The organism is Bradyrhizobium sp. USDA 372 (assembly GCF_053629095.1).
Window position 1 is genome coordinate 6624898 of record NZ_JBRJHR010000001.1, and the last position, 22750, is coordinate 6647647.

A 22750-nucleotide genomic window follows, 5' to 3' on the forward strand; every position below is an offset into this window, starting at 1 on the left:
CATGACGGCGATCGATCCGAACCTCCGCACCACCAAGACCACCTGTCCCTATTGCGGCGTCGGTTGCGGCGTGCTGGCAACGCCCGACGGCAGGGGTGGCGCGGCGATCGCGGGCGACCCCGATCATCCCGCCAATTTCGGCCGGCTGTGCTCGAAGGGCTCCGCGCTCGGCGAGACCGTCGGGCTGGAAGGGCGGCTGCTCTATCCCATGATCCGCTGCAAGGGCGTGCTGGAGCGCGTCGCCTGGAGCGATGCGCTCGATCATGTCGCCCATCGCATGCAGCATATCGTGGCGCGCGACGGCGCGGACGCGGTCGCATTCTATCTCTCCGGCCAGCTGCTGACCGAGGACTATTACGTCGCCAACAAGCTGATGAAGGGGTTTGTCGGCACCGCCAACGTCGACACCAATTCGCGGCTCTGCATGTCCTCCTCGGTCGCGGGCCATCGCCGCGCCTTCGGCGCCGACACCGTGCCCGGCTGCTACGAGGATCTCGACCAGGCCGATCTGCTCGTCTTCGTCGGCTCGAACGCGGCCTGGTGCCACCCGGTGCTGTTCCAGCGCATGCTGAAGAACAGGCAGGAGCGCGGCGCCCGCATGATCGTGATCGATCCGCGCCGCACCGACACCGCCAGTGACGTCGATCTGTTCCTCGGCCTCAGGCCCGGCACCGACACCGCGCTGTTCTCCGGCCTGTTCGTGCATCTCGCCGACAATGGCGTGCTGGACCAGGATTATATCGCGCAGAACACGTCTGGCTTCGACGATGCGCTGTCGCGCGCGCGCAACATCGCTGGCAGCGTCACCGCGACCGCGCTCGCCACGGGGCTCTCCGAGCCGGACGTCGCCGCCTTCTTCAAGATGTTCCGCGACACCGAGAAGGCCGTCACGCTCTATTCGCAAGGCGTCAACCAGTCGGCGCAGGGCACCGACAAGGTCAACGCCATCCTGAACTGCCATCTCGCCACTGGCCGCATCGGCAAGCCGGGCGCCTCGCCGTTCTCGCTGACCGGCCAGCCCAACGCGATGGGCGGCCGCGAGGTCGGCGGCCTCGCCAACATGCTCGCCGCCCATATGGGCTTCACGCCGCCCGACATCGACCGCGTCAGGCGGTTCTGGAAGGCGCCGCGCATCGCGACCCATGAAGGCCTGAAGGCGGTGCAGCTGTTCGAGGCCATCAACCGCGGCGAGGTCAAGGCGCTCTGGGTGATGGGCACCAACCCCGCGGTATCGTTGCCCGATGCCGACATGGTGCGCGATGCCTTGAAGAAGCTCGAGCTGTTCGTGGTCTCCGAGAACGTGCTCTCCAACGACACGGTCGAGGCCGGCCCGCACGTGCTGCTGCCGGCGCTGGCCTGGGGCGAGAAGTCGGGCACGGTGACCAATTCCGAGCGGCGCATCTCGCGCCAGCGCGCGTTCCTGCCGGCGCCGGGCGAGGCGCGCCCCGATTGGTGGATCCTGAGCGAGACCGCAAAGCGCCTCGGCTTCGGCGACAGCTTCAATTACAAATCCGCCGCCGACATCTTCCGCGAGCACGCCGCGCTCTCGGCCTTCGAGAACAATGGCAGCCGCGATTTCGACATCGGCGCGCTGACCTCGTTGTCGGACGAAGCCTTCGATGGTTTGAAGCCGGTGCAGTGGCCGGTGCGCGAAGGCGGGATGCCCGGCGAGCGCTTCTTTGCGCAAGGCGGCTTCTTCACCAATGACGGCAAGGGCCGCTTCATTGCGCCGGAGGTGCCGGTGCTGCGCGGCGAGACCGGCCCGTCGCGTCCCTTAAGGCTCAACACCGGGCGCATCCGCGACCAGTGGCACACCATGACGCGCACCGGCCTGAGCCAGCGGCTGGGCGCGCATCTGCCCGAGCCGTTCGTCGAGATCCATCCCGACGACGCCGGCAAATATGGCCTCGCCCATGACGGCTATGCCCGCATCACCACCGATTACGGCCAGTGCATCCTGAAGGTCGTCGTCAGTGAGCGGCAGCAGCGCGGCACCCTGTTCGTGCCGATCCACTGGAGCGCGATGAACGCCTCGCACGGCCGCGTCGGGGCGATGGTAGCACCGTTCACCGATCCGTTCTCGGGACAGCCGGAAGCCAAGGCGACGCCGGCCGCGATCGCGCCTTACGAATTCGTCTTCCGCGGTTTTGCATTGTCGCGCAAGCCGCTCGATCTGCCGCAAAACCTGTTGTGGACGCGCGTGACCGTCAGCGGCGGCTTCGGCTATCTTTTCGCCGACAATGCGGATCTTGCCCGCTGGCCGGCCTGGCTCGAGAGCGTCGCCGGTGAGGACGTTGCCGAATATCGCGATTTCGGCGGCGGGGTTTTTCGCGCGGCTTCGTTCGCAGGCGATCGCATCGAGACCTGCCTGTTCGTCGGCCCGGCGCACGATGCCGGCGACTGGGAGGTGGTGAAGAGCCTGTTCGTGGCCGATCAGGTCACTGACGAGCAGCGCCGCATGCTGCTGTCGGGCAAGTCCGGCGAAGGCGCGGCCTCGACCGGTCCCATCGTCTGCGCCTGCTTCGGCGTCGGCCGCGGCACCATCTGCGACAGCATCGCGAGCGGCGCGCGCACCGCCGCCGAAATCGGTGCCAAGCTCAGGGCCGGCACCAATTGCGGCTCCTGCATCCCCGAGCTGAAACGATTGATCGCGACGACGGAGGTGCCTGCACAGCAGGCGAAGGTCGCAAGCGCGGCGGGATAGGGCTGGCTCTCTCCGTCGTCATTGCGAGCGTAGCGAAGCAATCCAGAGTCTTGCCGCGAAGATAGTCCGGATTGCTTCGCTGCGCTCGCAATGACGGCTTGGACACAGGTGTGTGCTAACGCTGCGATCTCGTGCCCCGGACGCAGCGCAGCGTCTCCCCGGCGATGCGAAGCATCGTCCGGTGCGACGGTGCGTTGCAGAGCCGGGGTCCATCCAACAGCGGAGTGTTTGGCTTTCTGGGTCCCGGCTCTGCGCAGCAGCGTTTCACGCTGCAGCGCGTCCGGGACACGAGAGCGACGTGGACGCAGCCATGCCGCCCGCGCCAATCGACGCGCCCTCGATTGTGCCCTATGCTGCCGCGGCTTCTTCCCCAGCACCCATAACAACAATGATGTACTTGGAAACGCCGCCGCGCCTGATCGAGACCAGGCTGTTCTCGGCAATGCCCGACAAGTTCCGCCGCAAGGGCGTGCGAACCGATTGGGCCGATGCCAACCGGCCGAACATCCCGACCGACAGTTTCATCGAGGGGCCATCCTTCGACAAGGACGGCCATCTCTACATCGTCGACATTCCGTTCGGCCGCATCTTTCGCATCGCGCCCGACGGTGACTGGTCGCTCGTGATCGAATATGAGGGCTGGCCGAACGGGCTGAAGATTGCATCCGACGGACGCATCCTGATCGCCGACTATAGGCACGGCATCATGGAGCTCGATGCAACGGCCGGGCGCATCAAGCCCATCCTGACCGGGCGCAATTCGGAATCGTTTCGCGGCTGCAACGATCTGCATCTCGCCGCCAACGGCGACATCTATTTCACCGATCAGGGCCAGACCGGCCTGCATGACCCGAGTGGCCGGGTGTATCGGCTGGCATCGAACGGCCGCCTGGATTGCCTGCTCGACACCGGCATCAGTCCGAACGGGCTGGTGCTCGACCCGACCGAAACCGTGCTGTTCGTCGCGATGACGCGGGACAACGCGGTGTGGCGGCTGCCGTTCATGAAGAACGGCAGCGTGTCCAAGGTCGGGCGCTTCTGCTCGCTGTTCGGCACCAGCGGCCCTGATGGGATGACCATGGATGCGAAGGGCCGCCTGTTCGTCGGCCATGCCTCGCTCGGGCACGTGTTCGTGTTCGCGCCGAACGGCGAGTTGATCGCGCGGATCAAGTCGTGTGCGGGACCGAACTGTACCAATGTCGCGATTGGTGGCGAAAACAAAGATCGGCTCTATATCACGGAGTCCTCGACCGGCAGCGTGCTGGTGGCCGATATCGGCGGGCTCGAAAGCATCTGAAGGAATAGACATGAACACGAAGCCCTTCGGCAAGACCGGCGCCAACGTCTCCGTGATCGGACAGGGCACCTGGTATCTGGACCACGGCGACCGCAAGCGCGCGATCGCGGCGCTTCAGCGCGGGCTCGATCTCGGCATGACCCACATCGACACCGCCGAGATGTATGGCGATGCCGAGCTCGTCATTGCGGATGCGATCGCAGGCCGGCGCGATGAGGTGTTCCTCGTCTCGAAAGTGCTGCCGAGCAATGCCTCGCGCCGCGGCACCATCACCGCCTGCGAGCGCTCGCTGAAGCGGCTGAAGACCGATCGGCTCGACTGTTATCTCTTGCACTGGCGCGGCTCCTATCCCCTGGAGGACACCGTCGCTGCGTTCGAAGAGCTGGTGCAATCAGGCAAGATCAAATCCTGGGGCGTCTCCAATTTCGATGCCGACGATCTCGACGAGATTCTCGACGTCTCCGGCGAGGGCCGGATCGCCTGTAACCAGGTGCTCTATCATCTGAAAGAACGTGCGATCGAGCATGCGGTGATCCCGTGGTGCGAACGGCACAATGTCGCCGTCGTCGCCTACTCGCCGTTCGGCCACGACGATTTCCCGTTGAGCAGCAGCAAGGGCGGCGCCGTGCTGGCGCGCATCGCGGAGGCGCATCGTGCGACGCCGCGTCAGGTCGCGCTGAGCTTCCTGACCCGTGCGACTACGGTGTTCGCGATTCCGAAGGCCTCGTCCGCGGAACATGCCGGCGAAAATGCGGCGGCAGGCGATCTCGTGCTGACGAAAGACGAGGTTGCCGCGCTCGATGCAGCGTTTCCGCGCGGACCGAAGCCGCGCGGCTTGCCCATGCTGTAGTGCACAACGGGCAATATTAACGGAGCATTGACGCGCGCGGCGGCCTGCGCATATCGGCATCCTGTTTTCGGAAGTTGTGAACGCGGGGCATTTGTCGTTTTTTACGGCTGTTCTCGATTCGCATTTTGCCCGGGTTCCAGCCGTGACACCGCCGCCCGCCGCAGCCGCAAGGCTCGACGTTATTCCCATGCCTGTGCCGGAGAAGAAGCAGCAGGCTCGCCGCGCGCCTGCGCGCGTCGATCATCCCTTCAAGGGCATCGCGCTGATCCTGCTCTCGACGGTGTTTCTCGGCTGCTCCGACGTCACTGCGAAATATCTCTCGACCAGCCTGCCCTCGATCGAGATCACCTGGATCCGGTTCCTCACCTTCACGCTGCTGTTCACGCCGGTGATGCTGCCCGCCTCGCCGTACTATGCGATGCGCACCAAGCGTCCCGGCCTGCACGTGATGCGGGGGGCGGCACTGCTCGGCTCCTCGCTGTTCTTCATCACGGGCCTCGGCTTCCTGCCGATCGCGGAGGCCTCCGCCACCGGCTTCGTCGCGCCGCTGTTCGTCACGGCGCTCTCGATCGTGTTCCTCGGCGAGAAGGTCGGCATGCGCCGCTGGCTCGCCACCGCGCTCGGCCTCATCGGCGTGCTGATCATCCTGCGCCCGGGCACCAGCGCGTTTCACCCCGCCGCAGTCTTTCCGTTGGTCTCGGCGGCGTGCTGGGCCGGCACGCTGATCCTGACGCGCATGATGAGCGGACGGGAAGCCGTCGTCACCACCATGGCCTATTCCTCGCTCACCGGCCTTGCCATCCTCACCGCAATCGTGCCGTTCGTCTGGGTGACGCCGTCCTGGACCGCGATCGCGCTCGGCATCTTCATCGGCGTCGCTTCGACCGCGGGCCAGTGGATCGTCGTGCTGGCCTATCGCTATGGCGACGCCTCGGTGCTGGCGCCGTTCTCCTACTCGCAATTGCTGTGGGTCAGCATTCTCGGCTTCTTCATCTTTGGCGAGGTCCCGAGCATCTGGACCATCGTCGGTGCGGCCTTCATCGTCGCCAGCGGCCTCTACATCGCCCATCGCGAGCGCGTCCGCCGCGCTCAGCTCTTGGTGCTGGAAGAGCGCTCTCCGAACGCCTGACGCAAGTTCGCGGGTTCCGCGTCGTGCTATCAATGGCTCCAACGATCAGGGAGGAGCCGGATGCGCGCCGCGATTTTCAGGAACGGTGAGATTGTCGTTGGCCGGATGGCCGAGCCGACGCCGGGCCCCGGCCAGGTTCTGGTCAAGACGCTCGCCTGCGGCATTTGCGGCTCCGACCTGCATGCACGCCAGCACGCCCATCGCATGGTGGAGATGGCGCGGAAGACCGGGCGAAAGCCCATGGACCTCGGCCGCGACGTCGTGTTCGGCCACGAGTTCTGCTGCGAGATCGTCGATTACGGCCCGGGCACATCGCGCAAGCTGAAGCCGGGCACGCACGTTTGTTCGCTGCCCGCGCTGGTGACGCCGCAGGGCATCGAAGGCATCGGCTATTCCAACGACAATGTCGGCGGCTATGCCGAGGCGATGCTGCTGAGCGAAGCGCTGCTGCTCGAAGTCCCCAATGGTCTCGCGCCGGAGCATGCCGCGCTCACCGAGCCGCTGGCGGTCGGCGTTCATGCCGTCGCCAAAGCCAATATCCGTGGCGGCGAGGTGCCGCTGGTGATCGGCTGCGGTCCGGTCGGGCTCGCGGTGATCGCCGCGCTGAAGCTCAAGCGGCTGCATCCGATTGTCGCGGCCGACTATTCGCCGGCGCGGCGCGCGCTCGCCGCCAAGCTCGGTGCCGACATCGTCGTCGACCCCCGGGTGTCGCAGCCTTACGCGACCTGGGCCGAGCACGCGCAGATGTCGGAGGCCGAGAAGGCGGCGCGGCCGCCGTTCCAGGCCATGCTGCCGGCGTTGAAGCCCGCGGTCATCTTCGAATGCGTCGGCGTGCCCGGCCTGTTGCAGCAGGTGTTCGAGGGTGCTCCGCGCGATGCGCGCATCGTCGTGGTCGGTGTCTGCATGGAGAGCGACAAAAGCGAGCCCATGCTCGGCATCATGAAGGAGCTCAACGTCCAATATGTGCTCGGCTACACGCCGGAGGAGTTCGCAAGCTCGCTGCGCCTGATCGCGGAAGGGCAGGTGGATGCGGCTGCGATGGTCACCGCCGAAGTCGGCCTCGACGGCGTCGCAAAGGCCTTCGCCGATCTCGCCAATCCCGAAGCCCACACCAAGATCATCGTGCAGCCGTGGCGGTGACGCTTTTGTAGGGTGGGCAAAGGCGCGAAGCGCCGTGCCCACCATGCATCCGCGTGCGTGGTGATGGTGGGCACGCTACGCTTTTGCCCACCCTACCAGGCCGGAGCTTGCGGCTACACCGGCAGCGCGATCGAGTACTTCACCTGGCTGAGCGCGAAGCTCGACTCGATCGAGGCGATGCCGTCGAGGCGGGTCAGCTTGGTCTTCAGGAACGTCTCGTAGGAGGCGAGGTCGGCGGCGACGACGCGGAGCAGATAATCGCGGTTGCCGGTCATCAGATAGCATTCCAGCACCTCGTCCCATTTCGAGATCGCGCGCGCGAAGCGGTTGAGGTCCTCCTCCTTCTGCCGCGCCAGCTTGATCGAGATGAACACGCTGACATGCAGCCCCAGCGCCTTCTGGTCGACGGTTGCGACATAGCGCGAGATGACGCCGCGCTCCTCCAGGAGCTTGACCCGGCGGTGGCAGGGCGACACCGAGAGTCCGACCTTGTCGGCGAGCTCCTGCATGGTCAGGCGGCTGTCGTTCTGAAGGTGGCTGAGGATCTTGCGGTCGATGGCGTCGAGCTCGGGCATTGGGATGGAACCTGCTTCTGGTCGGCTATGTTGGTAAAATATCCCAATATCGGCGGGTATGGCGCGAAAAATTGAGAAGTTTGACGCGGCCCGCAGGCGTATGATCGGTGCATATTTCCCGGAGCATCGCCATGCCCGTTGACCCCGCCCGTCTCGACACCCTGACCGCTCTCAGCCGCAAGGCGCTGTGGCTGTCGTCCTGGACCATCCACCACGCCAACCACATCCGCCCCAACGCGGACGGCCTCAAGGTCGGCGGCCACCAGGCCTCGTCCGCCTCGCTCGCCACCATCATGTCGGCGCTGTACTTCCACGTGCTGCGCCCCGAGGACCGCGTCGCGGTGAAGCCGCATGCGAGCCCGGTGTTCCACGCCATCCAGTACCTGTTCGGCCGGCAGAGCCGCGAGAAGCTGGAGAACTTTCGCGGCTTCAAGGGCGCGCAGTCCTATCCCTCGCGCACCAAGGACGTCGACGACGTCGATTTCTCCACCGGCTCGGTCGGCCTCGGCGTCGCACAGACGCTGTTCTCTTCGCTGGTGCAGGATTACGTCAAGGCGCATGGCTGGATGAAGGATCGCCGCGAGGGACGGATGATCGCGCTCGTCGGCGACGCCGAGATGGACGAGGGCAACATCTTCGAGGCGCTGGCGGAGGGCTGGAAGCACGGCCTGCGCAACACCTGGTGGGTGGTCGACTACAACAGGCAGTCGCTCGATGCCGTCGTGCGCGAAGGTCTCTGGGAAAAGTTCGAGACCATGTTCCGCAATTTCGGCTGGGACGTCGTCATCGTGAAATACGGCCGCCTGATGCGCGAGGCGTTCGCCGAGCCCGGCGGGGAGGCACTCAAGCGCTGGATCGACAATTGCCCGAACGCGCTCTATGCGGCGCTCTGCTTCCAGGGCGGCGCGGCCTTCCGCAAACATCTGCATGACGAGATCGGCGACCAGGGCCCGATCACGAAACTGATCGACAAGCGCAGCGACGAGGAGCTTCTGGCGCTGATGTCGAACCTCGGCGGCCACGACATGGCGAGCATGCTGGAGGCGTTCGATTCCATCGATCACGACCGCCCCGTCTGCTTCATCGCCTACACCATCAAGGGCGTCGGCCTGCCGTTCCAGGGTCACAAGGACAACCACGCCGGCCTGATGACGATCGCGCAGATGGAGAAATACCGCGACAGCCAGAACATCCGTCCCGGCCATGAATGGGACAAGTTCGAAGGCCTGTCGCAGGATGCCGCCGAGCTCGAGGCCTTCCTCGCAAGCGTGCCGTTCAACCAGGATGGTCGCCGGCTCACGGCGCCCGTCGTCGAGATGCCCCAACAGCTCGCGTTCAAGCCGTCGCCGCAGATGTCGACCCAGCAGGGCTTTGGCCTCGTGCTGAACGAGATCGCGCGCAGCGACAGCGAGCTCGCAAAACGCATCGTCACGACCTCGCCCGACGTCACCGTCTCGACCAATCTCGGCCCCTGGGTCAACCGCCGCGGCCTGTTCGCGCGAGCCGAGAAGGCGGATTTATTCCGCAGCGAGAAAATTCCCTCGACCTACAATTGGGACGCTTCGCCCAAGGGTCAGCACCTCGAGCTCGGCATTGCCGAGATGAACCTGTTCATCATGCTCTCGGCGCTCGGCCTGTCGCACCAGATCAACGGCGAGCGGCTCTTGCCGGTCGGCACGCTCTACGATCCCTTCATCGAGCGCGGGCTCGATGCGCTGAACTATGCCTGCTACCAGGACGCGCGCTTCATGGTGGCGGCGACGCCGTCCGGCCTCACGCTCGCGCCCGAGGGCGGGGCGCATCAGTCGATCGCAACGCCCTTGATCGGCATGGCGCAGGATGGGCTCGCCTCGTTCGAGCCGGCCTTCGTCGACGAGCTCGCGGTGATCATGGCTTACGGTTTCGAGCACATGCAGCGCGATCCGGGCGAGGGCGGCTCGGTCTATTTGCGGCTCTCGACGCGCGCCATCGAGCAGGCGCAGCGGATCATGACGGGCGAGCTGCGGCAGGGCATTACCGATGGCGCCTATTGGCTGCGCAAGCCGGGGCCGAACGCCGAGGTCGTGATCGCCTATACCGGCGCGGTCGCGCCCGAAGCGATCGAGGCGACCGGCTTCATCGGCGAGAGCCGCCGCGACGTCGGCCTGCTCGCGATTACCTCGGCCGACCGCCTGCATGCGGGGTGGACCGCGGCGCGAAAATTGCGGCGCGACCGCCGCGGCGTGCAGCATCTCAGCCACATCGAGAAGCTGCTGGCGCCGCTGCCGCGCGACTGCGGCATCGTGACCGTGATCGACGGCCATCCCGCCGCGCTCGGCTGGCTCGGCAGCGTTCGCGGCCACCGTGTCGAGGCGCTCGGTGTCGAGCAGTTCGGCCAGACCGGCAGCATCGCGGACCTTTATCGGCACTACGGCATCGACGCCAACGCCATCATCGATGCGGCCGAAAGCCTCACCACCGGCGCGCCGGTGCTGCATCGGAAGATGGCGGTGTAGTAGGGGCAACTGGCAGCATGGGCCCCGGCTCTGCAGCGCATCGTCGAAGGGACGCTGCGCTGCGTCCGGGGCACGAGACTATCTAGACTCGTTACAATCTCGTGTCCCGGACGCGGCGCGACATGAAATGTCGCGACGCAGAGCCGGGACCCAGGTTCTTGCGATTAGGGCCGCTTGCCTCGCTTCAAATCGCGTCACATATTCCGCTCGCCGCAACGCTGGTTCCGCATATGGCGGGTTCAATTGCCGGCCCTTTCGTGCAAGGATGCCTGCCGAAACGCCCCCTGCAAGCCCCCAAGAAGAGGTTAACGATGGTCAATCGCATGCAATTCTACATCGACGGCGCCTGGGTCGATCCCGCCGTCAAGAAGTCCACCGCCGTGATCAATCCGGCGACGGAAGAGGCGATGTACGAGGTTGCGCTGGGCTCCAAGGCCGACGTGGACAAGGCGGTTGCCGCCGCCAAGCGCGCCTTCGCGACGTTCTCCCAGACCAGCCGCGAGGAGCGCGTCGCGCTGCTCAGCAAAGTGATCGAGGTCTATAAGGGCCGCCTCAAGGAGATCGGCGCTGCCGTCTCCGACGAGATGGGCGCGCCGCTGCCGATGGCGGAGAAGCTGCAGGCCGGCGCCGGCCTCGGCCATCTCATGACCACGCTCGACGTGCTCAAGAACTATCATTTCGAGGAGCCGGTCGGCACCGCCATGGTGCTGCGCGAGCCGATCGGCGTGGTCGGCATGATCACACCCTGGAACTGGCCGCTGAACCAGATCGCCTGCAAGGTCGCGCCCGCGCTCGCCGCCGGCTGCACCATGATCCTGAAGCCCAGCGAGTTCACGCCGACCTCGGCGCTGATCTTCGCGGAGATCCTCCATGACGCCGGCGTGCCCAAGGGCGTGTTCAACCTCGTCAACGGCCTCGGCCCCGAGGTCGGCGCCGCCATGAGCGAGCACCCTGATATCGACATGATCTCCTTCACCGGCTCGACCCGCGCCGGCATCGACGTTGCGAAGCGCGCGGCCCCCACCGTGAAGCGCGTCAGCCAGGAGCTCGGCGGCAAGTCGCCGAACGTCATCCTCGAAGGCGCCGACCTCACCAAAGCGGTGACCGGCGGCGTGATGCACATGTTCAACAATTCCGGCCAGTCCTGCAACGCGCCCTCGCGCATGATCGTGCCGCTGTCCAAGATGAAGGAAGTCGCCGCGATCGCGAAGGCCGTGGCCGACAAGACCAAGGCGGGCGATCCGCGCGGCGAAGGCACCACCATCGGCCCGGTGGTCAATCGTGGCCAGTGGGACAAGATCCAGGGCCTGATCAAGAAGGGCATCGACGAGGGCGCGACGCTGGTCGCTGGCGGCCCGGGCCTGCCCGAAGGCGTCAACAAGGGCTTCTATGTCCGTCCGACTATCTTCGCCGACGTCACCCCTGACATGACGATCGCGCGCGAGGAGATCTTCGGGCCGGTGCTGACCATCATCGGCGCCAAGGACGAAGCCGACGCGGTCAAGATCGCCAACGATACGCCGTACGGCCTCGCCGGCTACGTCACGGGCGCGACGGTCGAGGATGCCAAGCGCGTCGGTCGCCAGATCCGCGCCGGCAACGTCAACCTTCAGGGCGTGCCCAACGACCGCACCGCGCCGTTCGGCGGCTACAAGCAGTCCGGCAACGGCCGCGAATGGGGCAAGTTCGGCCTTGAGGACTTCCTCGAAGTAAAGGCCGTCGCCGGCTTCAACGCGGCGTAAGCGCGTCACGAAAGCAGACACAACGCCGGAGCGGGAAACCGCCCCGGCGTTTTTTCGTTTCGTCATTGCGAGCGAAGCAAAGCAATCCAGAATCCTTCCGCGGAGACAGTCTGGATTGCTTCGCTTCGCTCGCAATGACGCAGGAGAGATCTCGTAGGGTGGGCAAAGGAGCGTAAGCGACGTGCCCACGATCGCGCGACGAACAAGAAATGGTGGGCACGCTTGCGCTTTGCCCACCCTACGAGACCGTTGCTTGCGGCGAGCCTATCCCCCCAGCGCGCCCTGCGTGTTCACATACAGCGCATAGATCGACTGGCTCGCAGCCATGAACAGGCGGTTGCGCTTGACGCCGCCGAAGCAGACGTTGGCGCAGCGCTCGGGCAGGGCGATGCGGCCGATCATGACGCCGTCGGGGGCGAACACCACGACGCCGTCGAGCTCGGGATCGCCCATACCCCAGCCGCACCAGAGATTGCCGTCGATGTCGCAGCGCATGCCGTCGGGCGTGCCCGGCCCGGCATCGATGTGGACGCGCTTGTTCGAGATCGTGGTGCCCTCGGGCGAGACGTCATAGGCGAGGATCTTGCGGTTCGGCACACCGCGCGATTCCACGACATAGAGGATCTTCTCGTCCGGGGAAAAGCACAGCCCGTTCGGCCCGAGCACGCCCTCGGCCACGATCGTCGCCTTGCCGGTCTCGGGATCGAGCCTGTAGACGTTGGGCTCGATCTCGGGCTCGGCCTTGTAGCCCTCGTAATTGCCGAGCAGGCCGAAGGTCGGATCGGTGAACCAGATCGAGCCGTCCGATTTAACAACGACATCGTTCGGCGAGTTCAACCGCTTGCCGTTGAATTGATCCATCAGCACGATGATGCTGCCGTCATATTCGGTGCGCACCACGCGCCGGCCGCCGTGCTCGCAGGTGACGAGCCGGCCCTGCCGGTCGCGCGTGTTGCCGTTGGCAAAATTCGAGGGCTTGCGGAACACGCTGACCCGCGCCGGTCTCTTCCTCCCATTTGAGGATGCGCTGGTTCGGGATGTCGCTGCACAGGAGATAGCGCCCGTCACCGAACCAGACCGGCCCCTCGGCCCAACGCAGGCCGGTCGCCAGCCGCTCCACCGCCGACAGCTTCAGCCAGTATTTTTCGAAGCGGGGATCGAGTGCACGGATCGCCGGATCGGGATAATAGCTCGCCGGCCGCCAACCTGGCCGCTCCTCGGTGTGGGACGATGCCTCATTCATGCCGGTTCTCTCGTTTCGTTCCCTCTGGACAATCCTGCTATCATTAGAGACACGTGACCGCAAATTCGGTCACTAACGGTGAGGGACAACATGCCGCGTATTTTGATGACGGGAGCTTCGGGCGGAATCGGCACGAGCCTGCGGAAACTGCTGCCGCCGATTTATCCGGATCTCCTGCTCTCCGACATCAAGCCACCGGCCGATCTCGGCGCGAACGAGCAGTTCAAGGCGGCGGACCTCGCCGATCTCGCGCAATGCGAGGCGATCTGCGAGGGCGTCGACGGCATCATCCATTTCGGCGGCTATTCGGTCGAAGGCACCTGGGACCAGATCCTTCAGGCCAACATCATCGGCGGCTACAATCTGTTCGAGGCGGCGTACCGCAAGGGCGTCAAGCGCGTGGTGTTCGCCTCGTCGAACCATGCCGTCGGCTTCTATCCGCGTCACCACAAGATCGGCACCGACGTCACCCCGCGCCCCGACGGCCGCTACGGCGTCAGCAAGGTGTTCGGCGAAGCGGTCGGCGCGCTCTACGCCGACAAGCACGGGCTGAAGGTGACTTGCCTGCGCATCGGCAATTTCGGCGACATGCCGCTCGACCAGCGCCGGCTCTCGATCTGGCTCAAGCCCGACGACCTCGTGCAGCTCTGCCGCATCGGGCTCGAGCATCCCGACATTCATTTCGAGATCTTCTACGGCGCCTCCTTCAACGAGCGCGCCTGGTGGGACAACCACCGCGCCTACGAATTCGGCTACCGCCCTACCGGCCGCGCCGAAGATTTCCGCGAGCACGCCATGGCCGAGCAGGCCAAGCTGAAGCCGGATCCGGTCGGCGATTATTTCCAGGGCGGCACGTTCTGCAGCATGGAGTTCGACGCCGATCCGAGCCGGGTCATCGATTGGAATAAGCGCTAGGGAGCGTGCGACATGGCGAGAGCGGCCGAAGCTCTGCTTGGCCGCTCAAACCGTACGTTCGCGCCGGATCAGAACAGGCCCGGGATCAACATCGCCACCTTCTCCCTGTAGTGCCGGTACTGATCTCCGAACAGAGTGACCAGGTCGCGCTCCTCCAACCAGATGCCGACGAAGATGTAGGCCGTCGTCACCATCGCGAACAGCAGGTGCCCGAGCGTCATGGTCGGCGTCGACCAGAACGCGATGATGAAGCCGAGATAGATCGGATGCCGGATCAGGCGGTAGAGTCCCGGCGTCCTGAACTTCATCGGCTCCGCGAGCCTACCTGCAAAGTGGCTGACGACCTGCGTCAGTCCGAACAATTCGAAATGGCTGATCAGGAACGTGCTGTACAGCACGATGAGCCAGCCGGCGAAGCTGCCGGCGACCGCGGCGTAGGCTGCCATAGGTGTCTCCATCTCCCAAACGATGGCGGTGATGGGACGCCATTGCCAGAACAGCAGGATCAGGCTCAGGCTTGCCAGCAGCACATAGGTGCTGCGCTCGAGTGCAGGCGAGGCGAAGGCGGCGAATAGCTTCTTGAAGCCCTGGCGAGCCATGCCGCTGTGCTGGACGGCAAAAAGTGACATCAGCGCCAGGTCGATCATGAGCGCCTGTCCGATCGAGCCCGCCGCGCCGCCGTCGATCGTCTTGGGCACAACGAACTGCGTCATGAAGCCGACGGCGTAGAGAAAGGTCCCGAAGAAGATCAGATACGCGAGCACGCCATAGCCGAGCAAGAAGCTTCGTGCCGCGAACGAGCTTGCCGTCTGAGTAGGTCCGTTTTGCATGGTGATGGACATGATAGATCTTCCAGTTCAAGGGTGAGGGATTGAAGCGGCTGTTTCAACGGACGGTGGTCACCGCCGCCTTCGTCACGTTGCAAAGGCTGTTGGAACCGTTGCGGCCTTGCATTTGCCTGGGCTTTTCTGGACCGTTGCGCCGCCGCTCACGCCATCGGCGCGATGGTCGCCGAGCGTCGTTGCAGCCGAAGCCAGAACGAGCGACATCATGACGGCACCGACCGTCCCGATCGCCAGCGCGGCGGTTCTGAACTTGAAATTTCCGAGCCTGAAAGTCTCGGAATCGGAGGTCTTGGCTTCGGAAGCGTCGGATGGGAAGAAGAAGTTCATGACTATTTCCTCGAGTTGAAATTATCGCGGGGAATGCAAATCTTCCGACGGTGACCCGGGTCTCGAGCCGTGTCGTCACCGTTGGTCATGGTCGCCGCAACCCTTCGCGAACTGCATTGCGGCCTTCTCGCGGTTCGCCAGCATGCTGGCGACAGACCGATTGATGAGCCGGCGAAGGCGCAGCAGGATGCCGGCGAGATATCGCTGCGAGGGGCTCAGCGCGGGCGGCGCCTGAGACTGAATGGACATTTCTCATCCCTTCACGGAAGCACGAGTTGAGGACGCCGCCCGCGCTGATCTGCTATTCGGCGGCGGCCGTCTGCGGGGTGGGATCGCCGCGAACGACGACGGTCGTGGCGACCTTGTAGAATTCCTCGCCCGGCATGCCGACGCGCCGTGCATGCTCGCGGATCGACTCCCCGTCGCGGGCTTCATAGATGCAGAAGGTGCCGATGCGGCCGTCGGCCTCATGGACCACATAGCTGCGGATCCAGCGAACGCGATCGGACATCTGCTCGTTGCCGATCCGCGCGGACTTCGCGCCTGCGGCTTCCAGTTCGCTCAGGTTTGACCAGGCGCTTGGGCGGCGAATGACATAGAGTTCCATAAGGCGTCTCCTCAGGGTTGATGCTGCTGCCAGTCGGTCGTCGTGACCGAAGGCCATGAGGAGCTATAGGCGTCGCCGGCGCTGATCGTCCTGACCAGGGCCTGATCATTGCCTGATCCTTGCCTGAACCTTTTCCGTCTCTCCCGGACATAACGATATGACCCTCAGGTTTGGACCCTTCGAACTCGACGAAGCGGGCCGCGCGCTTATTCATGCGCAGCGGGAAGTCGCGTTGCAGCCGCGCGTGTTCGATCTGCTGGTCTACCTGACGCGTAACCGGGACCGGGTCGTCACCAAGGAAGAGCTGCTCGATACCCTCTGGCCTGACGTAACCGTCACCGACAACTCCTTGCAGCGGGCGGTGAGCATGCTGCGTGGCGTGCTGCGCAAGGGTGGCATGGATGGCGCCATCCGGAACATGCCGGGCAGGGGATATCGTTTCTGCATCGACGGCGGATCGGAGCCACGGGTTGCCGTTCCCGAGACGACGGACGGGCAAGCCCCGGACGTGTGGGTGCAAGCGCAGCGCGCCGCTGCCGTGCAAGCCTGGGACGAAGCCGCAGCGCTGTTCGAGGCGGCCGATACGATCCGACCGCTCGATGGCGCCGACTTGCACCAATGGGCGCTGGCCTTGCAGTGCACCGGCAAGGCCGATGCGGCGCTGCCTCTCCTGGCTCGCGCGGTCTCCGCCCACACCAAGGCCGGCAACGTGTCGCTGGCCGTCATCGATGCAGTCACACTCTCCTGCTTGCACTTCGAGCGCGGCCAGGCGGCGATTGCCAAGGGGTGGCTGGCGCGGGCGGAGGATTGGGCCTCCGAGATCGAGGATCCCGCCACGACTGCGCTGACTCTCTGGATGAAATCGAAGGTCGCCGCGTTCGACGGCGAGCCTGAACAGGCGCTTTCGCTTGCCGATGCCGCGTACAGCACGGTCCGGCACAGGGACGCGGTTGGTATCGAGGCGCTGAGTCTGGCTTATCGCGGATTCTACCGGCTGTGTCTCGGCGATACGCGCGCAGGACTGGCGGATCAGGACCTCGCCGCTGCGATGGCGCTCTCCAGCGGCGATATCGACCCGATCGTCGGAGGCATCCTCTACTGCAACATCCTGTGGGCGGCGCGGATGTTCGGAGATTGGGCGAGGGCCGACCAGTGGACGCTCGGCTATCAGAAATATTGCACCGAGAGCGGGATGGAATTGACCGGCTCCTGTCAGCTTCATCGGTCAGAAGTCCTTGGCGTCAGGGGCTCGCTTGGCGAGGCCTTGTCGCGCATTCAGGATTCGCTGGCACGGCTGACCAGCGACGCGCCATGGGCGATCGGCGATGCCAATCGCGTGCTGGCGGACGTCCAGGCTGCGATCGGCAATGACGACGCCGCGCTCGAGGCCTATGAAAAGGCCTATGCCCTCGGCTGGTGCCCGGAGCCCGGCCACGCCATGCTTTTGCTGGAACGTGGCGAGGCTGAAGCCGCCTACACCAGTCTCGAACGCAGCTTGATCGGAAAGACCTGGTGGACCCTGCAGCGCCGAGGAATCCTGTTCGCGCATCTGGCGCTCGCCGCCGCGCATACAGGCCGCCATGAGCAGGCGCTGGAGTTGATCGAAGAGCTTTCCGGAAGCCCGGACCGATGGCCGATGCCGTCGATCCGGGCATTGACGAACGAAGCGCAATCGGTTCTCGCCGATGCGCGTGACGAGTACGAGTCTGCGCTGCGGCATCTGCACCTGGCCCGGCAGCTATGGTCGAGCATCGACGGGCGAGTGCAGGCGGTCAGGCTGAGACTCCGTATCGCCAAGCTGCAATTGGCGCATGATGACGTTCGAGGCGCTTCAGCGGAAATTCACGCAGCCCAGCTGGCGGCCGGCGAACTGGGCTCGCGGAAGTTCGAGGCTGCATGTGCCGCTTTGCGACGCGAGGTCGATACGCGAACGCCGGGACGTGCTGCCTAAGGACGGTCCGTGCTCCGTACCTCGCCTGTCATCGCAGAGGTGTTGCACGTCATTTTGCAACGCGCGCTTCCTGTTTCCTGGTCACATGCCAGAGCACCACGTGGTAATGCGGCACGTCCACGCCGGGGTGACCCGTGTTGAAGTAGAGACTGACGTGGTCAACTGGTGCTGCGGATCCCGCTCCCTCCCATGATTTGTGATCGTCGATGTCCTTGTTCGGGACCATGTACACGGTCGCCACCAGACGATCCCTGCGATCGAAGCACAGGAACGGCCCTAGCGGCAACGTGTCGGGCTTCACGAAAATGATGCCGAGGCCCGGAAAGAACTTTGGGAAATTCACGAGATCGCTGACCCGCTTGTATCCGTTCTTCTCGGCGACTTTCCGCTGATTGGGCGGCGAACGAACGATGTCGCGCTTCCTGTGCGCCTTCGTGCTTCGGTGAGGGGCTGTCCTGATGCGCTCGGTCGTGCCGGCCGGCGGCGCGTTGGGCGGTGCGAGTGTCTGCGGCGTCGGTGGAAAGAGGGGCGCGAATTGGGCTGCAGGCTGCCGCACGTCGGCGATCAAGGCGAGCAACGCAGCCAAGGCTGCGCTCACAAGCGCGTTGCGCATCGACACCTCCCGACATTTGACTGCCAAATCTTGCTCACTTATCCGGATTGCGTTCTCGCCAGCGCAGGAACTCCCGGAATAAATCTTCCCGGTCGGGCGGATTGGCGGTCGGCTTTCCTTCGAGGAATCTGCCGAACGCCTTGCGAAGAGCGGCCTCGCCGCCGGATTGCTGCTGGAGCCAGCGCTCTGCCGGCCGAAATCGTCGCCATCCGGGGAGCTGCGCGGCCAGGTTCACCTCGCGCCATTTGGGGTGATGTGCGCCAGCTAGGAATTCAGGAAAGCGCGTGAACAATGTCTGGACGAAGAATTCCAGCAACCGAAACCGCTCGCTGCCAATCGGCCAGTTGAAGGCGAAGAGAGCGGATTTGATCGCGATCGTGTCGACGCTTGCTTCGGCGGCGATCATATTTGGATAGTCCTTGTGGCGGAGCGTCGATGGCAGATAATCTTGTTGCAGCAGCTCCTTGAAGTAGGGGATTGGCAGGAGGTGAATATTGTCGAGTTGCGAGACCTGCGTCAGGAAGCTGACCGGTTTTCCTGAGACCAGCAGAGCGGCGGAGAGATCTCCCTTCCTCAGACCATCCAGCGCGGCCTCCGGTCCCAAGTTCGACTCGCTGATCTTGATGCCCAGACGGTTCAACACTTCGCGGCCGAGGATGGCGCCGGCACTGCCGTCCTCTCCGAGATTGACCCTCTTTCCCGAAAGTTCCGCCAGGCTTCCGATCTCCGGCCGCGCAAGGAGGTGGAACTCTTCGATATGGAGCGGTGCAATGTAGGTCAGTCTGTCTGAAATGTTCCCGAAGGTCCTTGTCTCCCGGAGGCGGTCGACCAGAACAACGGGCGCGATCGCCACGTCGGCACCTGCGAGGGTGAGCACATCGAGAACGTTACGGATACCGCCGTTTCCCACTATCGGCAGGACCCGTAATGCGACTTGGCCCCGAGGGCCGGTCTCTTGGCCGCCGGCGAGCGTGGTCGCAATGTCCTGAGCGAGCGCGAATTCGGTGCATTGCGGCGTACCGGTCACGAAGCCCACCGTATAGGGGTCCGCAGATCGCCCGGTCTCCTTCCTGGGGGTGCCTTCCTTTCTTGGAGACACTTTCGTGGCTTCGCTCGGAGAAGCCGACAGTCGCTGTTGCGCGAAACAAACCTGGACCTGCCCGCCAAAGTAGGCCGCTGCAATCAATGCGATGAACAAACCGGCCCGCATCGCTCCGCAGACCCTCATTGTTCAACCTGCTCGGTCAGCTCTCGCGTGGGACGTGACATGCCCCGAGAGGCTGCCACCGTGCGAAGCAAGGCCGGAGCAAATGCTTGGCGTTCCAACGCGGCCAGGACAGTGCCGTTCCGTGATGCCTGAAGCTGAAGTTTGCCGAGGCGCCGGCCTCGCCTGCAATCCATTGGTGTGCCAAGCGGTGATCTAAGCCGGAAAGTGCGACGCTATCGCCCGGGCTTATTGACAATCGAGGAGCGCGCTGTACCACGATGGTAAGCCAAAAGGAGCGGCATGATGACGAGTGGCTTGCGCAAGGGTCTGACGAGCTATGGCGATGCCGGCTTCTCGCTGTTCCTGCGCAAGGCATTCATCAAGGCGATGGGCTATTCCGATGACGCGCTGGAGCGCCCGATCGTCGGCATCACCAATACCTATAGCGACTACAATCCCTGCCACGGCAACGTCCCGCAGATCATCGAAGCCGCCAAGCGCGGCGTGATGCTGTCGGGCGCGATGCCGTTCGTGTTCCCGACCATCTCGATCGCCGAGAGCTTCGCGCACCCGACCTCGATGTACCTGCGCAATCTGATGGCGATGGACACCGAGGAGATGATCCGCGCCCAGCCGATGGATGCGGTGATCGTGATCGGCGGCTGCGACAAGACGCTGCCGGCGCAGGTGATGGCCGCGATCAGCGCCGATTTGCCCACTGTCGTGATCCCCGTCGGCCCCATGGTGGTCGGTCATCACAAGGGCGAGGTGCTGGGGGCCTGCACCGACTGCCGCCGGCTCTGGGCCAAATATCGCGCCGGCGACATGGACGATGCCGAGATCGAGGCGGTGAATGGCCGCCTCGCGCCGTCGGTCGGCACCTGCATGGTGATGGGGACGGCCTCGACCATGGCGTGCATGATCGAAGCCATGGGCCTGTCGCTGCCGATGAGCGCGACGATTCCCGCGCCGCATGCCGAGCGCTTCCGTCTGGCCGAGGCCAGCGGCAAGGTCGCCGCAGAGATGGCCAAGGCCAAGGGACCGAAGCCGAGCGACGTGTTGACGCCGGCCTCGTTCAAGAACGCGCAGGTCGTGCTGCAGGCGATCGGCGGCTCGACCAATGGCCTGATCCATCTGACCGCGATGGCGCATCGCTCGCCGCACCGGCTCGATCTCGCAGCGTTTGACCAGATCGGCCGTGAGGTGCCGGTGCTGATCGACCTCAAGCCATCCGGCGAGCACTATATGGAGCACTTCCACCACGCCGGCGGCGTGCCCAAGCTGCTGGCGCAGCTCGGCGATCTCGTTGACCTCGATGCCAGGACCATCAGCGGCCAGACGTTGCGCGAGATCGCGGCGAATGCGGAGGATGTGCCGGGCCAGGATGCCATCCGCCCGCGCAATAATCCGATCAAGAAAGAGGGCGGCCTCGCCATCCTGCACGGCAATCTCGCCCCGCGCGGTGCGGTCATCAAGCAATCGGCCGCGAGCCCGAAGCTGCTGCAGCACACCGGGCGCGCCGTCGTGTTCGAGTCAGTCGAGGACATGACCTTGCGGGTCGACGATCCCGATCTCGACGTCACCGCCGACGACGTGCTGGTGCTGCGCAATGCCGGCCCGAAGGGCGCACCTGGCATGCCGGAAGCCGGCTATCTGCCGATCCCGAAGAAGCTCGCGCGCGGCGGCACCAAGGACATGGTGCGTATCTCGGATGCGCGCATGAGCGGCACCGCGTTCGGCACCATCGTGCTGCACATCACCCCGGAATCCGCCGTCGGCGGGCCGCTGGCGCTGGTTGAGAACGGCGACATGATCCGCCTCGACGTGGCCAAGCGCAGCATCGAGCTCTTGGTTGACGCCGCCGAACTCGACCGCCGCCGTGCTGCGTTGAAGCCGGTTGCCGCGCCGGGAGAAGCACGGCGCGGCTACGCCTGGCTGTTCAACGAGACCATCCTGCAGGCCGACGAGGGCTGCGATTTCGACTTCATGCAGAGGACGGGTCCCGCGAAGGGCTGAGCACCGCCGCAGGGCTATCGCATTCGAGAGCTTTCCCTGCGGCCATCCTTCGAGACGCCCGCTTGAGGCGGGCTCCTCAGGATGAGGACGGAGTGCGCGGCTGCAGTTTCAACGGGCACTGACGCTGATTAGCCTCATCCTGAGGAGGCGCGTCAGCGCCGTCTCGAAGGACGAGGCGTGCGCGCAGCCCGGCGCCACGGCTCATATGCGATGGCGCTGTTACCGATCGTATGGCCGCTATTTCCCCTTGCTCGTGAACTTCTTCACGGCGGTGCGGAAGTCTTCCGTGTTCATCGCCATGATGATCTTGTGCTCCTCGGCATCGAGCTGCTGCTTCACCGGCGTGGTCGCAGCCTGATAGACCAGCTGCTTGGTGCCGGCGATCGAAGCCGGCGGGTTCTGGGCGAGACGCTCGGCAAGCTGTCGCGTTGCCGCCTTCAGCTCGGTTGCGGGAACGGTCTTGGCGACCAGGCCCCATTCATAGGCCTGCTGCGCGGTAAAATTGTCTTCGGCGAGAAAGATCTGCAGCGCGCGGCGCGATCCGACCGTGCCGACGATGCCGACGGTCGAGCCGCCGTCGGGCGACACGCCGATCTTGGCATAGGCCGGCGTGAATTTGGCATCGTCCGCGGCGATGCAGAGATCGGTGACGAAGGCGAGGCCTATGCCGGCGCCGGCGGCCGAGCCGTGCACGCTCGACAGCGAGATCTTCGGCATCCGCCTGACGACCTCGATGAAGGCGTGATAGTGCTTCAGGAGCTCGCCGACGACGGGCGTCACCGTGCCGGCTTCGGCGGCGGCGCCGATCGTCTGCAGATCGCCGCCGGCGCAGAACGCGCGGCCTTCGCCTTCGAGCACGACGACGCGGATGTCGTCGGCGCCCTCGAGATAGGCCGCGAACTGCTCGAGCTTCTGCGCTATCGCAAGGTTGATCGCGTTGAACGCGGCAGGGCGGTTCAGCGTGATGGTCGCGATCGGGCCGTCGATCCGCAGGAGAGCGGGATCGTCGGGCTTTGAGACGGGAGCGGTCATCTGGAATTCTCCGGCAGGAGGTCGAGGCCCGAACTAAATCGCAGAAGGGCAGGGGTGACAAT

General features: G+C 64.8%; 18 protein-coding genes and 1 pseudogene. 10 read left to right on the forward strand and 9 right to left on the reverse strand.

Annotation, left to right across the window (positions count from 1 at the left end; genetic code table 11):
• Position 1: 1 nt before the first annotated feature.
• From AB7M16_RS31030 to AB7M16_RS31050, 5 genes are all read left to right on the forward strand, one after another.
• Positions 2-2704, forward strand: a complete 2703-nt coding sequence (locus tag AB7M16_RS31030; RefSeq protein ID WP_453946260.1) for a nitrate reductase — start codon at positions 2-4, stop codon at positions 2702-2704.
• 391 nt (positions 2705-3095) lie between these two features.
• Positions 3096-4001, forward strand: a complete 906-nt coding sequence (locus AB7M16_RS31035; RefSeq protein ID WP_172784616.1) for an SMP-30/gluconolactonase/LRE family protein — start codon at positions 3096-3098, stop codon at positions 3999-4001.
• Between the two features lie 10 nt (positions 4002-4011).
• A complete protein-coding gene (locus tag AB7M16_RS31040) occupies positions 4012-4851 on the forward strand; it encodes an aldo/keto reductase (protein ID WP_453946261.1) in 840 nt (279 codons plus the stop codon).
• Positions 4852-5038: 187 nt separating this feature from the next.
• A complete protein-coding gene (locus AB7M16_RS31045; RefSeq protein WP_439403475.1) occupies positions 5039-5980 on the forward strand; it encodes an EamA family transporter in 942 nt (313 codons plus the stop codon).
• Between the two features lie 60 nt (positions 5981-6040).
• Entirely contained in the window at positions 6041-7120 is a 1080-nt protein-coding gene (locus AB7M16_RS31050) for a zinc-binding dehydrogenase (protein ID WP_453946262.1), read from the forward strand.
• A 113-nt stretch (positions 7121-7233) separates the two neighbouring features.
• Here AB7M16_RS31050 and AB7M16_RS31055 read toward each other — a convergent pair whose 3' ends face one another.
• Positions 7234-7695: an Lrp/AsnC family transcriptional regulator gene (locus AB7M16_RS31055; protein WP_027571162.1), complete on the reverse strand. Its 462-nt coding sequence runs from the start codon at positions 7693-7695 to the stop codon at positions 7234-7236.
• Between the two features lie 131 nt (positions 7696-7826).
• On the opposite strand from AB7M16_RS31055, the gene AB7M16_RS31060 reads away from it, so the two are divergent.
• Together AB7M16_RS31060 and AB7M16_RS31065 are read left to right on the forward strand one after the other, a co-directional pair.
• Complete coding sequence (locus tag AB7M16_RS31060) at positions 7827-10190, forward strand: transketolase (protein ID WP_453946263.1); 2364 nt, start codon at positions 7827-7829, stop codon at positions 10188-10190.
• A 311-nt stretch (positions 10191-10501) separates the two neighbouring features.
• On the forward strand, positions 10502-11932 hold the full coding sequence (locus AB7M16_RS31065; RefSeq protein ID WP_453946264.1) for an aldehyde dehydrogenase family protein: 1431 nt from the start codon (positions 10502-10504) through the stop codon (positions 11930-11932).
• A 264-nt stretch (positions 11933-12196) separates the two neighbouring features.
• Here the strand turns inward: AB7M16_RS31065 and AB7M16_RS31070 are convergent.
• Positions 12197-13175, reverse strand: a pseudogene (locus AB7M16_RS31070) (SMP-30/gluconolactonase/LRE family protein).
• Between the two features lie 90 nt (positions 13176-13265).
• Between AB7M16_RS31070 and AB7M16_RS31075 the strand changes: the two are divergent.
• Entirely contained in the window at positions 13266-14090 is an 825-nt protein-coding gene (locus AB7M16_RS31075) for an NAD-dependent epimerase/dehydratase family protein (RefSeq protein ID WP_453946265.1), read from the forward strand.
• 68 nt (positions 14091-14158) lie between these two features.
• Here AB7M16_RS31075 and mddA read toward each other — a convergent pair whose 3' ends face one another.
• The 4 genes from mddA to AB7M16_RS31095 all read right to left on the reverse strand — a co-directional run bounded on the left by mddA (position 14159) and on the right by AB7M16_RS31095 (position 15869).
• On the reverse strand, positions 14159-14920 hold the full coding sequence (mddA, locus tag AB7M16_RS31080) for a methanethiol S-methyltransferase (protein ID WP_453947287.1): 762 nt from the start codon (positions 14918-14920) through the stop codon (positions 14159-14161).
• Positions 14921-15004: 84 nt separating this feature from the next.
• Positions 15005-15262 carry a hypothetical protein gene (locus AB7M16_RS31085; protein WP_453946266.1) on the reverse strand — a complete coding sequence of 86 codons (258 nt, stop codon included), beginning with the start codon at positions 15260-15262 and terminating at the stop codon, positions 15005-15007.
• 75 nt (positions 15263-15337) lie between these two features.
• A complete protein-coding gene (locus tag AB7M16_RS31090; RefSeq protein ID WP_212254799.1) occupies positions 15338-15511 on the reverse strand; it encodes a hypothetical protein in 174 nt (57 codons plus the stop codon).
• 52 nt (positions 15512-15563) lie between these two features.
• Positions 15564-15869, reverse strand: a complete 306-nt coding sequence (locus tag AB7M16_RS31095) for a nickel-binding protein (protein WP_212254800.1) — start codon at positions 15867-15869, stop codon at positions 15564-15566.
• Between the two features lie 157 nt (positions 15870-16026).
• Here AB7M16_RS31095 and AB7M16_RS31100 point away from each other — a divergent pair, with 157 nt between their 5' ends.
• Positions 16027-17820, forward strand: a complete 1794-nt coding sequence (locus AB7M16_RS31100; RefSeq protein WP_453946267.1) for a winged helix-turn-helix domain-containing protein — start codon at positions 16027-16029, stop codon at positions 17818-17820.
• Positions 17821-17869: 49 nt separating this feature from the next.
• Here AB7M16_RS31100 and AB7M16_RS31105 read toward each other — a convergent pair whose 3' ends face one another.
• The gene (locus tag AB7M16_RS31105; RefSeq protein WP_453946268.1) at positions 17870-18433 is read right to left on the reverse strand and encodes a hypothetical protein; all 564 of its coding nucleotides are present in this window, start codon (positions 18431-18433) and stop codon (positions 17870-17872) included.
• A 34-nt stretch (positions 18434-18467) separates the two neighbouring features.
• Positions 18468-19643 (reverse strand): TAXI family TRAP transporter solute-binding subunit, encoded by a 1176-nt coding sequence (locus AB7M16_RS31110; RefSeq protein ID WP_453946269.1) that lies wholly within the window; start codon positions 19641-19643, stop codon positions 18468-18470.
• Positions 19644-19943: 300 nt separating this feature from the next.
• On the opposite strand from AB7M16_RS31110, the gene AB7M16_RS31115 reads away from it, so the two are divergent.
• The gene (locus AB7M16_RS31115) at positions 19944-21656 is read left to right on the forward strand and encodes an IlvD/Edd family dehydratase (RefSeq protein WP_453946270.1); all 1713 of its coding nucleotides are present in this window, start codon (positions 19944-19946) and stop codon (positions 21654-21656) included.
• Positions 21657-21893: 237 nt separating this feature from the next.
• On the opposite strand, the gene AB7M16_RS31120 is transcribed toward AB7M16_RS31115, so the two are convergent.
• On the reverse strand, positions 21894-22688 hold the full coding sequence (locus AB7M16_RS31120; RefSeq protein WP_453946271.1) for an enoyl-CoA hydratase/isomerase family protein: 795 nt from the start codon (positions 22686-22688) through the stop codon (positions 21894-21896).
• Positions 22689-22750 lie beyond the last annotated feature (62 nt).